Raw genomic sequence first — 13104 nt, forward strand, 5'->3', positions numbered from 1 at the left:
TTTTGGTTGGTCTTTGGCCAACCCAGTGTTGTCGTTGGTGGTGTGGACTCTCAAGCGTGAGGTAAGGGCAATTCGTGGATGCCTTGGCATGTACAGGCGATGAAGGACGTGGCACGCTGCGATAAGCTGCGGTGAGGTGTGAGCAACCTTTGACCCGCAGATTTCCGAATGGGGAAACCCACCTTCACCAATTAATTCAGAAGGCCAGCAATGGTCGTCCGAGTTAATTGGGAAAGGTATCACCGAAGTGAATAAAATAGCTTTGGTGAAGCGAACCCGGGGAACTGAAACATCTCAGTACCTGGAGGAAAAGACATCAACCGAGATTCCGTTAGTAGTGGCGAGCGAACGCGGACCAGGCCAGTGCCTTGATTTCAACTAGCAGAAGCTTCTGGAAAGTAGCGCCATAGCGGGTGACAGCCCCGTATGCGAAAGTGATGATCAAGGACTTGAGTAGGGCGGGACACGTGTAATCCTGTCTGAACATAGGGGGACCACCCTCTAAGCCTAAATACTCGTACATGACCGATAGCGAACTAGTACCGTGAGGGAAAGGTGAAAAGCACCCCGATGAGGGGAGTGAAACAGTACCTGAAACGGATTGCCTACAATCAGTTGGAGCCCTCTTGAGGGGTGACAGCGTACCTCTTGCATAATGGGTCTGTGACTTAGTGTATCGAGCAAGCTTAAGCCGTTAGGTGTAGGCGCAGCGAAAGCGAGTCTGAATAGGGCGACTGAGTTCGATGCATTAGACCCGAAACCCGGCGATCTAGGCATGACCAGGTTGAAGGTGGGGTAACACTCACTGGAGGACCGAACCGATTAATGTTGAAAAATTATCGGATGAGTTGTGTTTAGGGGTGAAAGGCCAATCAAGCCGGGAAATAGCTGGTTCTCCGCGAAATCTATTGAGGTAGAGCCTCGGATGAATACCGTAGGGGGTAGAGCACTGGATGGGCTAGGGGGTCGCGAGATCTACCAAACCTAACCAAACTCCGAATACCTACGAGTACTATCCGGGAGACAGACGGCGGGTGCTAAGGTCCGTCGTCAAAAGGGAAACAGCCCTGACCTACAGCTAAGGTCCCCAAGTCACGTCTAAGTGGGAAAGCATGTGGGAATCCCAAAACAACCAGGAGGTTGGCTTAGAAGCAGCCATCCTTTAAAGAAAGCGTAACAGCTCACTGGTCTAAATAAGGGTTCCTGCGGCGAAGATGTATCGGGGCTAAAGACGTGCACCGAAGCTTAGGGTGTGTAGTTTACTACACGCGGTAGCGGAGCGTTCCGTAAGCCGATGAAGCGGTCTGGTAATGGACCGTGGAGGTATCGGAAGTGCGAATGCAGACATGAGTAGCGATAAAAAGGGTGAGATGCCCTTTCGCCGAAAGACCAAGGGTTCCTGCGCAAGGCTAATCCGCGCAGGGTGAGCCGGCCCCTAAGACGAGCCCGAAGGGGGTAGTCGATGGGAACCACGTTAATATTCGTGGGCCTGGTGGTGTGTGACGGATCCCGTGTGTTGTACGTCCTTATCGGATTGGACGTGCTTCGAAGGGGTCCCAGGAAATAGCCCCACCGTATAGACCGTACCCGAAACCGACACAGGTGGTCAGGTAGAGTATACCAAGGCGCTTGAGAGAAGTGTCCTGAAGGAACTCGGCAAATTGCCTCCGTACCTTCGGAAGAAGGAGGCCCTCATCTTGCGCAAGCAGGTTGAGGGGGCACAGGCCAGGGGGTAGCGACTGTTTAGCAAAAACACAGGGCTCTGCTAAGTCGGCTTCAAGACGACGTATAGGGCCTGACGCCTGCCCGGTGCCTGAAGGTTAAGTGGAGGGGTGCAAGCTCCGAAATGAAGCCCAGGTAAACGGCGGCCGTAACTATAACGGTCCTAAGGTAGCGAAATTCCTTGTCGGGTAAGTTCCGACCTGCACGAATGGCGTAACGACTTCCCCACTGTCTCCAGGACATGCTCAGCGAAATTGAATTCTCCGTGAAGATGCGGAGTACCCGCGGTTAGACGGAAAGACCCCGTGCACCTTTACTGCAGCTTCAGAGTGGCATTAGGAAATAATTGTGTAGAATAGGTGGGAGGCTTTGAAACATGGGCGCCAGCCCGTGCGGAGCCACAATGTGAAATACCACCCTGTTGTTTTCTGATGTCTAACCCAGGACCATGAAACTGGTTCGGGGACCCTCTGTGGCGGGTAGTTTGACTGGGGCGGTCGCCTCCTAAAGAGTAACGGAGGCGCGCGAAGGTTGGCTCAGGCCGGTTGGAAACCGGCTGTTAGAGTGCAATGGCATAAGCCAGCCTGACTGCGAGACTGACAAGTCGAGCAGAGACGAAAGTCGGTCATAGTGATCCGGTGGTCCCTCGTGGAAGGGCCATCGCTCAACGGATAAAAGGTACGCCGGGGATAACAGGCTGATGATTCCCAAGAGCTCATATCGACGGAATCGTTTGGCACCTCGATGTCGGCTCATCACATCCTGGGGCTGGAGCAGGTCCCAAGGGTTTGGCTGTTCGCCAATTAAAGTGGTACGTGAGCTGGGTTCAGAACGTCGCGAGACAGTTTGGTCCCTATCTGCCGTGGGCGTCGAAATTTGAGAGGAGTTGACCCTAGTACGAGAGGACCGGGTTGAACATACCTCTGGTGTACCTGTCGTCGTGCCAACGGCGCAGCAGGGTAGCTATGTATGGACGGGATAACCGCTGAAAGCATCTAAGCGGGAAGCCTCCCTCGAGATAAGATTTCTTAGGACGGTGATAGACCATCACCTTGATAGACTGGATGTGGAAGCAGGGTAACTTGTGGAGCTAACCAGTACTAATTGTCCTATTCGCGCTTGAGAGTTCCACCATCAATGTCAGCATTGGGCCTTGGCTCAGTGTGGCGTTGGGTGTGATGATCATCGCAGCCCGTATTACGAACATCTTACCAAGTGCACGGTATCGATTTGAAACCCAATCCCAGCTTACACCGGCTTCATTGCTTGGTGGCTATAGCGTCTGTGACCCACCCGATCCCATCCCGAACTCGGCCGTGAAACCAGACAGCGCCGATGGTACTATCGCTCAAGCGATGGAAGAGTAGGTCGTCGCCAGGCATTGCAGCCGGTGTGCGCTGGGAGGAAAGTTTCCCTGGAAGAACCCATTCACAATGTCAGAGGTGTGGCCTCCGATCGCGCTATTGGCGCGGGGTGGAGCAGTCCGGTAGCTCGTCAGGCTCATAACCTGAAGGTCACAGGTTCAAATCCTGTCCCCGCAACCAATAGGTCACATTCAAGCCCGTCAGTCCTCCGGACTGGCGGGTTTTGTCGTATTTGTGGCGCAGCCGCTGTCCGCGAAGGCGGTCGGACCACGCCCCGCATGGCCCTTGGTGCCTTCGCCTCGTCAGGTTCATAACCTGAAGGTCGCAGGTTCAAATCAGCTCGGCTTTGGCATGATGCCCCGCATCATGCGTCGCCTCGCTCCCCGCAACCATCGCGCCTCGATCAACAAAGCCCGCCGGCCCTCCGGCGGGCTTTGTTGCGTTTGGGGCCTGAGAATCCGCCGCGCCGCGATTGACAGCCAAGCCTCCGGACGGCCTTATCGCGGCCATGAAGAACAAGCGGATTCTCATCATCGTCCTCGCGCTGGCGGTCATCGCCGTCGCGGTCTGGTTCGTCGTCTTCTCCGGGGGTGCCAAGGGCGTGCGGATCCAGGCGGTCAAGGTCGTCAAGGCGATGCCACACGACGATCAGGCCTTCACCGAGGGGCTCTATTTCCAGGGCGGCTATTTCTTCGAGAGCACGGGCGAGGAGGGGAGTTCGGGTTTCCGCAAGGTCACGCCCGAGACCGGCGCGGTGGTCCAGTCGCAGGAAATGCCGCCGCCCTATTTCGGCGAGGGGATCGTCGGGTGGAAGGACCGAATCTACCAGCTCACCTGGAAGGACGAAAAGGGCTTCATCTACGGCGCCAACGACTTCGCGCAGCGCGGCGAATTCTCGTACAAGGGCGAGGGCTGGGGGATGACGCAGGACGGCACCCGCATCATCATGAGCGACGGCAGCTCGACCCTGCGCTTCCTCGATCCCGAGACGATGAAGCCGACCGGCACGCTCGAGGTGACCGCGGAGGGGTGCCCGGTCAAGAATCTCAACGAACTCGAATGGGTCGATGGCGAGATCTACGCCAATATCTGGCAGACCGATCTGATCGCGCGGATCGATCCCAAGACCGGCCATGTGCTCGGTTTCCTCGACGTCACCACGCTCGGGCCGGCCAATCCGGGGCGCGACGATGTCGCCAACGGGATCGCCTATGACGCGGCGGGCAAGCGGCTGTTCGTCACGGGCAAGAACTGGTCGCAGCTCTATGAGGTGACCGCGGGCGAGGATGTCGAGTCCGCGGAAGCGCAGACGATCATGGCGTGCGCGAAGCAGTGACCGCGGCGCTGCGGCACGACGCCAACCTGACCAGCGACCGGCCGACCTTCGTCACGCATCTCGAATGCGCGATGACGGGGGAGCATTATGCTGCGGATATGCTGCACGGCCTGTCGCGCGTCGGGCGACCGCTGCTGGTGCGGTATGATCTTGAAAAGGCTGGGCAAGTTCTGACGAAACAGGCACTTGCCGGAAGGCCGGCGGACCTTTGGCGGTACCGCGAGTTGCTGCCGGTGCGGCGGACCGAGAATATCGTCAGCCTGGGCGAGAATGCCACGCCGATCATTTCGCTCGACCAAATCGGGCGCAGCAAGGGTGCAGCAAATCTGTGGGTCAAGGACGAGGGCCGGCTGCCGACCGGCTCGTTTAAGGCGCGCGGGCTCGTGATGGCGATCTCGATGGCGAAGGAGCTGGGCGTCACCACCATCGCGATGCCGACCAACGGCAATGCGGGTGCCGCCGCGGCGGCCTATGCGAGCCGGGTGGGGATCGAGAGCGTGATCTTCTGCCCCGCCGACACGCCCGAGATCAATGTCCGCGAGATCGCAGCGCAGGGCGCGCGCGTCTATCGCGTCAACGGGCTGATCGACGATTGCGGCAAGCTGGTCGCGGCGGGGAAGGAGGCCAATGGCTGGTTCGACCTGTCGACGCTCAAGGAGCCGTACCGGATCGAGGGCAAAAAGACGATGGGGCTCGAGCTGGCCGAACAGCTCGGCTGGGAATTGCCCGATGTGATCTTCTACCCCACCGGCGGCGGCACCGGGCTGATCGGCATGTGGAAGGCGTTTGCCGAGATGGAGGCGCTGGGCTGGATAGGATCAAAGAGACCGCACATGGTTGCGGTGCAGGCCGAGGGCTGCGCGCCGATGGTGCGCGCTTGGGAGGCCGGCGAGCGCCACGCGACCCGCTGGAACGACGCGCACACGATCGCGATGGGCATCCGCGTACCGCAGGCGGTGGGGGATTTCCTGATCTTGGATGCAGTACGCGAGAGCGGCGGGTTCGCGATGGCGGTGAGCGACGAGGCGATCGTCGCGGCGGTGGACGATGCCGCGCGGCTCGACGGGCTGCTGCTCTGCCCCGAGGGCGGGGCGACGCTGGCGGCCTGGCGCAAGGCGCTGGGCGAGGGACTGATCTCGCCGGACGACAAGGCGCTGCTGTTCAACTGCGCGACGGGGCTCAAATATCCGATGGCGGATCAGTCGCGGACGTTGGACAAGGACGGGCCGATCGACTTTTCGGCGTTGTAACTAAGCGCCGGCAAAGCCGTCAGAAGCTTCCAAATCCGCGAGGGAACCTTCTTGCGCGATCAAGTCCTCGCCGCGCGATAAATTAGCATTCCTTCACGCTGCACGGCGGGCATCACCACGCCGTCGTCGGTCTGCATCACCTGAAGATCGACCGTGACAGGCAGCGCGGCTGTTAGGGCCTCACGCCAGCGCTCGGCCTCGCATGTCCAATGGGCTAAGCTTTCGCCGCAATCGCCATCCTCGATCAGCAGAGCGAGATCTAAATCGCTTTCCGTTCGATGATCTCCTCGGGCGCGAGAGCCGAACACATAAACCTCAAGTACCAACGGTTCGACCGCCGCCCAAGCTGCAATCTTGGTGATCCAATCTGCAGCGATGCCCTCGGCCATCTCTTAACGCTACTCGGCTTGCACGCCAGCGTCATCGTCCGAAATCAAACCGACAGCTTCGGATCCCCCTCGATCACCCGCTGCTCGAGTTTCGGCCTGGCGCCCGGCCGCCACATCTGCGCCCGGTGCGTCACGCGGTAGCGCAGGGGGCCGCCGTCCGGCGTGGTCGCGCGAGCGATCGGGCGGACGATGCAGACGAATTCGGTTTCGATCGCCTCCGGGCCGGCGGTGACGACCGAATAGCCGTGGCCGGCCATGTCGACGAATTCGACATGGGGCGCGACGCCGGGATTGGTGAGCGCGCGCGCCTTTTCGATGTCGCCGCTCGCGGCATATTCTAGCGCCGCGCGGACGCCGCGCTTGATCGTGAGGTTGCAGGTGTGCTCGGGCTCGGCGCCTTCGACCTTGCGCACGAACAGCGGGCGCAGGGGGAATTCCTTGTAGAACTCGACCGCCTCACCCATCCCCGGCGCGGAGATCGAGCCGGTGATGAAGCTGAGGCCGACGGGCTTGAACTCCGCGGGGGGCAAAGCGGGGGCGGCATAGCCCGCCCAGAAACTGTGACGGTCGCCCGAGACCGTGACGAAGCCCGGGATCTTGCGGTCGCGGATCAGGTTGTAGATCTCGGCGCGCTCGGCATAGGCGTTGCTGAAATCGCCGTTGCCGAAGTTGCCGTAATCCTTGCCCATCCATTTTTGCTTCACCAGCTCGGCCGGAATGTTCTGCGCATCGGTGCGCTGGTCGAGCGGGGCGTTGGTGAGGCCCCAGATCTTCCAGGTCGCGGTGGAGGCGGTGAGGCGCTGCTTGAGCCACGCCTTCTGCTCGCGGCCGAGCACGGTGTGGGCGGGTTCGTCTTTTCGGAAATTGGGGATGGTCTTGTCGCCGATCGCGATGGCCGCGGGGGGATTGCCGCCGGCATAGGCGCGGCCGCCATCGACGATCTCCAGCCATTCCTGGGGGAGGACCGGAAAATCGCCCGAATCGAGCGCCTGGGCCTCGGGCCGGTCGGTGGGGTCGGCCGCCTTGTAGCTGTGGAGGTCGGTGAGGATCAGGTCGATGTGGCGGCCGTAGCGCATCGCGCGATAGGCGGTCATGCTGGCGATAGCGGCGACACTGTTGGGCTCGGTGGCGAAGCCGTGCTCGTCGAAGGTTTCGATGGGCGCCTTCTCGACCGTTGGCGGGCCGAACTGGTCGAGCCCGGGGCCCGAGGCCTTGCGGACGCGCGCGGGGACGTATTCCCACCAGGCCTGGTTGGCGGCGACGCGCAGCGGCTGCGCGGGCTCGACCTTGTTCCCGTATTTGATGAAGCTCTGCCAGCCCTGCCACGACCATTCGTGATTATCGCCGATGCAGACCCACGGAAAATGCGCGCGGGCATCCTGGATGTCGGGATCGTTGATATGCGCCTGATAGACGTGGCGATAGCCGGCGAGCGTGGTGGGGACGTGGAAATTGCCGACCTTGCGCGCGTCGGGGATCTTGCCGAGATCGTAGACGGTGCGGGCATAGCGATGCTGCACCTCGTCGGGATATTCGACGACCTCGTAGATGAAGTCGCCCAAGTGGAGGACGAAGCCGAGCTTGCGGTCGGCGGGCGCGCGCTCGTCCTCCCAGATCATCCGGGCATAGGCGTTTTGCGCGCCCTCGTTGACGCTGTTGCACGAGACGAAGGCGAAGCGGACCGGGCGGGGATCGCTGGCGCGCGGCGCGGTGATGGTGCGGCCGATGCGGCTGCCGGCGCCGCTCGCATCGGTGAAGCGGTACCAGTATGTCGTGGCGGGCGCGAGGCCGCCAACCATGGCGCGGCAGGTCCAGTCGGCGGCGGCGAGGACGGGGGCCTTGGCGGTGGCGACGACGCGGCGGAAATCGGGATCGCGAGCGACTTCGACGGTGAGGGTCTGGCTCTCGCCCTGGTCGAACGGGCGGCGGGTCCAGAGGATCACGCTATGGTCGTCCGGGTCGCCCGAGGCGACGCCCTGGGGGTAGAGCTTGCGGTCCTCGCGCCATGGGATGCGCGAGGGGGATGCTGCGGATCGCGATGCCCAGATGCCGCTGACGCCGAGCGCCGCGGCGCTTGCCAGAAATTGCCGTCGGTCCATATCGTGCCCCTAGTTGCTGCGGACAGGATAGTACGAAACGCAAGACTTGCAACGGTGGCTAGGCCGGGCGGGCATTCGGGCTTATCCTCACGCCATGACCGGGCACGAATGGTGGCGGGGCGCCGTCGTCTATCAGATCTATCCGCGCAGCTTCGCCGACTCGAATGGCGACGGGATCGGCGACCTGGCCGGCATCACCGCGCATCTCGATCATGTGGCGTCGCTGGGGGTGGATTGCGTGTGGCTGTCGCCCTTCTTCACCTCGCCGATGAAGGATTTCGGGTATGACGTGTCGGACTATCGCGACGTCGATCCCGTATTCGGGACGCTCGCCGATTTCGACGCGCTGATCGCGCGGGCGCATGCGCTGGGGCTGCGCGTGATCATCGATCAGGTCTATTCGCATTCGAGCGACCGGCATGCCTGGTTCGTCGAGAGCCGGGCGAGCCGTGATAACCCCAAGGCCGACTGGTATGTCTGGGCCGATCCCAAGGCGGATGGGTCGCCGCCCAATAACTGGCAATCGGTGTTCGGCGGACCGGCCTGGCAATGGGACGGGCGGCGGGGGCAATATTACCTCCACAATTTCCTGGCCGAGCAACCCGACCTCAACTTCCACAATCCCGAGGTGATCGAGGCGGCGCTGGATACCGCGCGCTTCTGGCTGGATCGGGGGGTGGACGGGTTCCGGCTCGATGCGATCAACTTCGCGGCGCATGATGCGGCGCTGAGGGATAATCCGCCGGCGCCGGACACGGGAGGCAAGCGGACGCGGTCTTCGGACTTCCAGCTGCCGACCTACACGCGCAACCAGCCCGACCTGCCGGAATTCTTCGAGCGGCTGCGCGGGGTGCTCGACGGCTATGGCGAGCGTTTCACGGTGGCGGAGGTGGTCGGGCGGTCGCCCGAGAAGGAGATGCACGAATACACAGCGCCGGGGCGGCTGAGCTCGGCCTATGGCTTCAACTTCCTCTATGCCGACCGGCTGACGCCGGCGCTGGTGCGCGATGCGATGGCGAAATGGCCCGAGGCGGAGGGTGGCTGGCCGAGCTGGGCGTTCGAGAATCATGACGCGCCGCGGGCGGTGTCGCGCTGGATGGCGGCTGAGCATCGCACGGCCTTTGCGCGGGTGAAGATGTTGTTGCTGCTCTGCCTGCGGGGGAACCCGTTCCTCTATCAGGGCGAAGAATTGGGGCTGACCCAGGTCGAGATCGGCTTCGAGGACCTGCAGGACCCCGAGGCGATCGCGACCTGGCCGTTGACGCTGGGGCGCGACGGGGCGCGGACGCCGATGCCCTGGGTGGCGGAGGCACCGAATGCGGGGTTCTCGACGGGCAAGCCGTGGTTGCCCTTGGGGGCGGATCATCCTGCGATGGCGGTGGACCGGCAGCAGGGGGATGCGGAGTCGATGCTCAATCTGACCCGGCGGCTGATCGCGTTGCGCAAGGCGAGGCCCGAGCTGGTGACCGGGCCGCTGGTCGTGACGCGGGCGGACGATGCGGTGCTGGTGTTCGAGCGGGGCGGGCTGCGCTGTGCATTCAATCTGGGAGCGGAGCCGGTGGCGTGGGATGGCGATGGTGAGATCCTTGTGGCGGTGAACGGGGCGGGGCTCGATATGCTGCCGGGCTATTCGGGGATCGTCGTCGGAGCCTGATTTTCCGCTTCGCCCGATCCATTCGGCTCGCTAACGTTGGCTGCGCAGCGCCAATGGAGGCCCGATGCCCACCGACTTCACGCTCAACGGCAAGCCCGCCAGTTTCGACGGCGATCCCGAAACGCCGCTTCTTTGGGTGCTGCGCGATCATCTGGGGCTCACCGGCACCAAATATGGCTGCGGCATCGCGCAGTGCGGCGCGTGCACCGTGCATCTCGAGGGCAAGAATCGGCGATCGTGCGTGACGCCCGTCGGCATGGTCGCGGGCAAGAAGGTGACGACCATCGAAGGCGTCGAGGGCGCCGAGGCCAAGGCGGTGCAGAAGGCCTGGGTGGCGATCGACGTGCCGCAATGCGGCTTCTGCCAGTCGGGGCAGGTGATGTCGGCGATCGGACTGCTCAAGGCGAAGAAGAAGCCGAGCGATACCGATATCGACAATGCGATGGCGGGGAATCTCTGCCGCTGCGCGACCTATGTGCGGATCAGGCAGGCGATCCACGACGCCGCCGCGATGGTGGAGGGCTGAACGCCATGAACGCCATCACGCCTACCCGCCGCGGCTTGCTCAAATCCACCGGGCTGGTGCTCGGGGTGGCGCTGCCGGCCGCGGGCCGCGCGGCCAGGGCGCTGCCCGATGCGCCGTTCGCGCCGAACGCGTTCGTGCGCGTGAGCCCCGACAATCTGGTCACCATCATCATCAAGCATGTCGAGATGGGACAGGGGCCCGCGACCGGGCTCGCCACGATCGTCGCCGATGAGATGGATGCCGACTGGAGCCAGGTCCGGGTGGAATTCTCGCCCGCCAACGATGCGCTCTACAAGAATCTCTATTTCGGGACGATGGGCACCGGCGGCTCCTCGGCGATCGCAAACAGCTGGGAGCAGATGCGCGGCGCCGGGGCCTCGGCGCGGGCGATGCTGGCCGAGGCGGGGGCGAAGCGCTGGGGCGTGGCCGTGGGCGAGGTGAAGGTGGCCAGGGGCGTGGTCAGCCATGGCGACAACAAGGCGAGTTTTGGCGAGCTGGCGGGCGAGGCCGCCTTGCTCAAGCCGCCCGAGAAACCCGTTCTCAAGACGCCCGACCAGTTCACGCTGATCGGGCGCGATACGCCCAAGATCGACAGCGTCGCCAAATCGACCGGCGCGGCGCAGTTCACGATGGATGTGCGGCGGCCGGGGATGGTGTACAGCGCGATCCTCCATCCGCCCTTGTTCGGCGGCAAGGTCGGCAAGGTCGATGTCAGCGCGGCGATGGCGGTGAACGGCGTGCTGGGGGTCAAGCCGATCCCACAGGGCGTGGCCGTCTATGCCCGCGACACCTGGGCGGCGATGCAGGGCCGCGCGGCGCTTCGGGTCGAGTGGGACCTCTCCAAGGCGGAGAAACGGTCGACCGAGGAACTCTATGCCCAGTTCGCCGAGAAGACCGAGGAACCGGGCGTTCAGGTCGAGGCGAGCGGCGATGCCAAGGCCGCGTTCAAGGGCGCGGCGGGCAAGCTCGAGGCGGTCTATTGCTTCCCCTATCTCGCCCATGCGCCGATGGAGACGCTCGACGCGGTGATCGAGATGCAGGGCGACGAGGTCCATGTCTGGATGGGCAGCCAGTTCCAGGTGGGCGAGATGGGCGCGATCGCCGCGGTGCTGGGCGTGAAGCCCGACAAGGTCGTGCTGCACGAGCAATATGCCGGCGGGAGCTTCGGGCGGCGCGTGTCGCCGGGGATGGAGTTCGGCGTCGAGGCGGCGAGCGTGTTCAAGGCATGGGGAGGCAAGGTCCCAGTGAAACATGTCTGGACGCGCGAGAACGACCTGATGGGGGGCTTCTACCGTCCACTGGTCGTCCACACGGTGCGCGGCGGGCTCGACGGCAATGGCGAGATCATCAGCTGGGATCACGTCGTCGCGGCGCAATCGGCGTTCAAGGGCACGCCGATGGAATTCATGGGCATTCAGAAGGGGATCGACGGGTCGATCACCGAGGGGGCCGCCGAGAGCAGCTATAGATTCCCCAACCATTATGTCGGCCAGCACATCATGGAAGGCGGGGTGCCGACGCTCTGGTGGCGCTCGGTGGGGAATACCCACACGGCCTATGCGATGGAGACCTTCCTCGATCAGATGCTCGAGCGGGGGAAAAAGGATCCGGTCGAGGGCCGGCTCGCGCTGATGCATGACGAGCGGATGAAGGCGGTGCTGCGCAAGGCCGCCGAGATCGCCAAATGGGGGAGCAAGCCGCCCGAGGGCCGTGCGCGGGGCGTGGCGGCGCATTTCAGCTTCGGGACCTATGTGGCGCAGGTGGCCGAGGTGTCGAAAGGCCCCGACGGGCTGCCCAAGGTGCACAAGATCTGGTGTGCGGTCGATTGCGGGGTGGCGGTCAATCCCAATATCATCCGCGCGCAGATGGAGGGCGGGATCGGCTATGGGCTCGGCCACGCACTCTATGGCGAGATCGTGCTCGGCGAGGGCGGGATCGTCCAGCAGAGCAATTTCGATACCTATCGCTCGCTTCGGATCGGCGAGATGCCCGAGGTAGAGGTGGCGATCATCGAGTCCGGCGCACATCCGCGCGGGGTGGGCGAGCCGGGGCTGCCGCCGGTCGCGCCCGCGGTCGCCAATGCCTGGCGCAACCTGACGGGCAAGGTGGTGCGACGGCTGCCGTTCAGCGTGGGAGGCCGGGTATGAAGGCGGGACTGATCGCGCTCGGCGGCGCGGCGCTGGCGCTGGCGATCACCGCCTCGGCGCAGCAGGAGGCGGGGCTCAGGCCCGTGAGCGCCTTTGCGTCGATTGCCGACAAGGATGCGCGTTCGGTCGCGCTGTTCGAGGAGATGGGCAAGGTGCTCCAGCACCCGCGCTGCCTCAACTGCCACCCGCGCACCGACCGGCCCAACCAGGGTGAGGCGATGACGCCGCACGACCCGCCAGTGACGCGCGGGCCCGACGGGCATGGCGCGCCCGGGCTCGAATGCGCGGCCTGCCATGGGCCGCGCAACGTCGCCTTTGCGGGGGGCAAGAGCAGCATGCCCGGGCATCCGGACTGGCATCTGGCGCCCGCATCGATGGCGTGGGAGGGCAAGTCGCTCGCCGAGATCTGCGAGCAGCTCAAGGATCCGAAGCGCAACGGCGGCAGGACGCTTGCCCAGCTCACCGAGCATAACGCGAAGGACAGGCTGATCAGCTGGGGCTGGGACCCGGGAGCGGGCCGTGCGCCGGCGCCGGGATCGCAGGCTCAATTTGGCGAGTTGAGCAGGGCGTGGGTCGCGAGCGGAGCGAAGTGTCCCGCGGCGAAATAGCCGTCCCGA

At 63.5% G+C, this 13104-nt stretch carries 8 protein-coding genes, 1 tRNA gene and 2 rRNA genes; 9 read left to right on the forward strand and 2 right to left on the reverse strand.

The annotated features are described in order from the left end of the window. Positions 1-51: 51 nt before the first annotated feature. From OF829_RS14920 to OF829_RS14940, 5 genes are all read left to right on the forward strand, one after another. Positions 52-2846 (forward strand): 23S ribosomal RNA (locus OF829_RS14920). A 141-nt stretch (positions 2847-2987) separates the two neighbouring features. Further along, positions 2988-3102 (forward strand): 5S ribosomal RNA (gene rrf / locus OF829_RS14925). Between the two features lie 87 nt (positions 3103-3189). Continuing rightward, positions 3190-3266: transfer RNA gene (locus OF829_RS14930), tRNA-Met, on the forward strand. A gap of 328 nt (positions 3267-3594) precedes the next feature. Continuing rightward, positions 3595-4422 (forward strand): glutaminyl-peptide cyclotransferase, encoded by an 828-nt coding sequence (locus tag OF829_RS14935; protein WP_264940896.1) that lies wholly within the window; start codon positions 3595-3597, stop codon positions 4420-4422. A gap of 8 nt (positions 4423-4430) precedes the next feature. Next, positions 4431-5672 (forward strand): threonine synthase, encoded by a 1242-nt coding sequence (locus tag OF829_RS14940; RefSeq protein WP_264941087.1) that lies wholly within the window; start codon positions 4431-4433, stop codon positions 5670-5672. A gap of 59 nt (positions 5673-5731) precedes the next feature. On the opposite strand, the gene OF829_RS14945 is transcribed toward OF829_RS14940, so the two are convergent. Together OF829_RS14945 and OF829_RS14950 are read right to left on the reverse strand one after the other, a co-directional pair. After that, positions 5732-6061 (reverse strand): nucleotidyltransferase family protein, encoded by a 330-nt coding sequence (locus tag OF829_RS14945; protein ID WP_264940897.1) that lies wholly within the window; start codon positions 6059-6061, stop codon positions 5732-5734. A 44-nt stretch (positions 6062-6105) separates the two neighbouring features. After that, positions 6106-8160 carry an alkaline phosphatase D family protein gene (locus tag OF829_RS14950; protein ID WP_264940898.1) on the reverse strand — a complete coding sequence of 685 codons (2055 nt, stop codon included), beginning with the start codon at positions 8158-8160 and terminating at the stop codon, positions 6106-6108. A gap of 94 nt (positions 8161-8254) precedes the next feature. Between OF829_RS14950 and OF829_RS14955 the strand changes: the two genes are divergently transcribed. The 4 genes from OF829_RS14955 to OF829_RS14970 all read left to right on the forward strand — a co-directional run bounded on the left by OF829_RS14955 (position 8255) and on the right by OF829_RS14970 (position 13095). Continuing rightward, the gene (locus tag OF829_RS14955; RefSeq protein ID WP_264940899.1) at positions 8255-9814 is read left to right on the forward strand and encodes an alpha-amylase family glycosyl hydrolase; all 1560 of its coding nucleotides are present in this window, start codon (positions 8255-8257) and stop codon (positions 9812-9814) included. Between the two features lie 64 nt (positions 9815-9878). After that, complete coding sequence (locus OF829_RS14960) at positions 9879-10340, forward strand: (2Fe-2S)-binding protein (RefSeq protein ID WP_264940900.1); 462 nt, start codon at positions 9879-9881, stop codon at positions 10338-10340. Positions 10341-10345: 5 nt separating this feature from the next. Then, on the forward strand, positions 10346-12487 hold the full coding sequence (locus tag OF829_RS14965) for a xanthine dehydrogenase family protein molybdopterin-binding subunit (protein WP_264940901.1): 2142 nt from the start codon (positions 10346-10348) through the stop codon (positions 12485-12487). After that, positions 12484-13095, forward strand: a complete 612-nt coding sequence (locus tag OF829_RS14970; protein WP_264940903.1) for an Isoquinoline 1-oxidoreductase subunit — start codon at positions 12484-12486, stop codon at positions 13093-13095. The genes OF829_RS14965 and OF829_RS14970 overlap by 4 nt, the downstream gene beginning before the upstream one ends. Positions 13096-13104 lie beyond the last annotated feature (9 nt).

It is taken from the genome of Sphingomonas caeni (genome assembly GCF_026013415.1).
Classification (GTDB): domain Bacteria; phylum Pseudomonadota; class Alphaproteobacteria; order Sphingomonadales; family Sphingomonadaceae; genus Sphingomonas; species Sphingomonas caeni.

What these genes read in the sequence shown, in the direction of transcription:
- OF829_RS14935 (WP_264940896.1), top strand. Translation starts at nt 3,595, where the DNA reads ATGAAGAACAAGCGGATTCTCATCATCGTCCTCGCGCTGGCGGTCATC.
- OF829_RS14965 (WP_264940901.1), top strand. Translation starts at nt 10,346, where the DNA reads ATGAACGCCATCACGCCTACCCGCCGCGGCTTGCTCAAATCCACCGGG.
- OF829_RS14945 (WP_264940897.1), bottom strand. Translation starts at nt 6,061, where the DNA reads ATGGCCGAGGGCATCGCTGCAGATTGGATCACCAAGATTGCAGCTTGG.
- OF829_RS14950 (WP_264940898.1), bottom strand. Translation starts at nt 8,160, where the DNA reads ATGGACCGACGGCAATTTCTGGCAAGCGCCGCGGCGCTCGGCGTCAGC.
- OF829_RS14955 (WP_264940899.1), top strand. Translation starts at nt 8,255, where the DNA reads ATGACCGGGCACGAATGGTGGCGGGGCGCCGTCGTCTATCAGATCTAT.
- OF829_RS14970 (WP_264940903.1), top strand. Translation starts at nt 12,484, where the DNA reads ATGAAGGCGGGACTGATCGCGCTCGGCGGCGCGGCGCTGGCGCTGGCG.
- OF829_RS14960 (WP_264940900.1), top strand. Translation starts at nt 9,879, where the DNA reads ATGCCCACCGACTTCACGCTCAACGGCAAGCCCGCCAGTTTCGACGGC.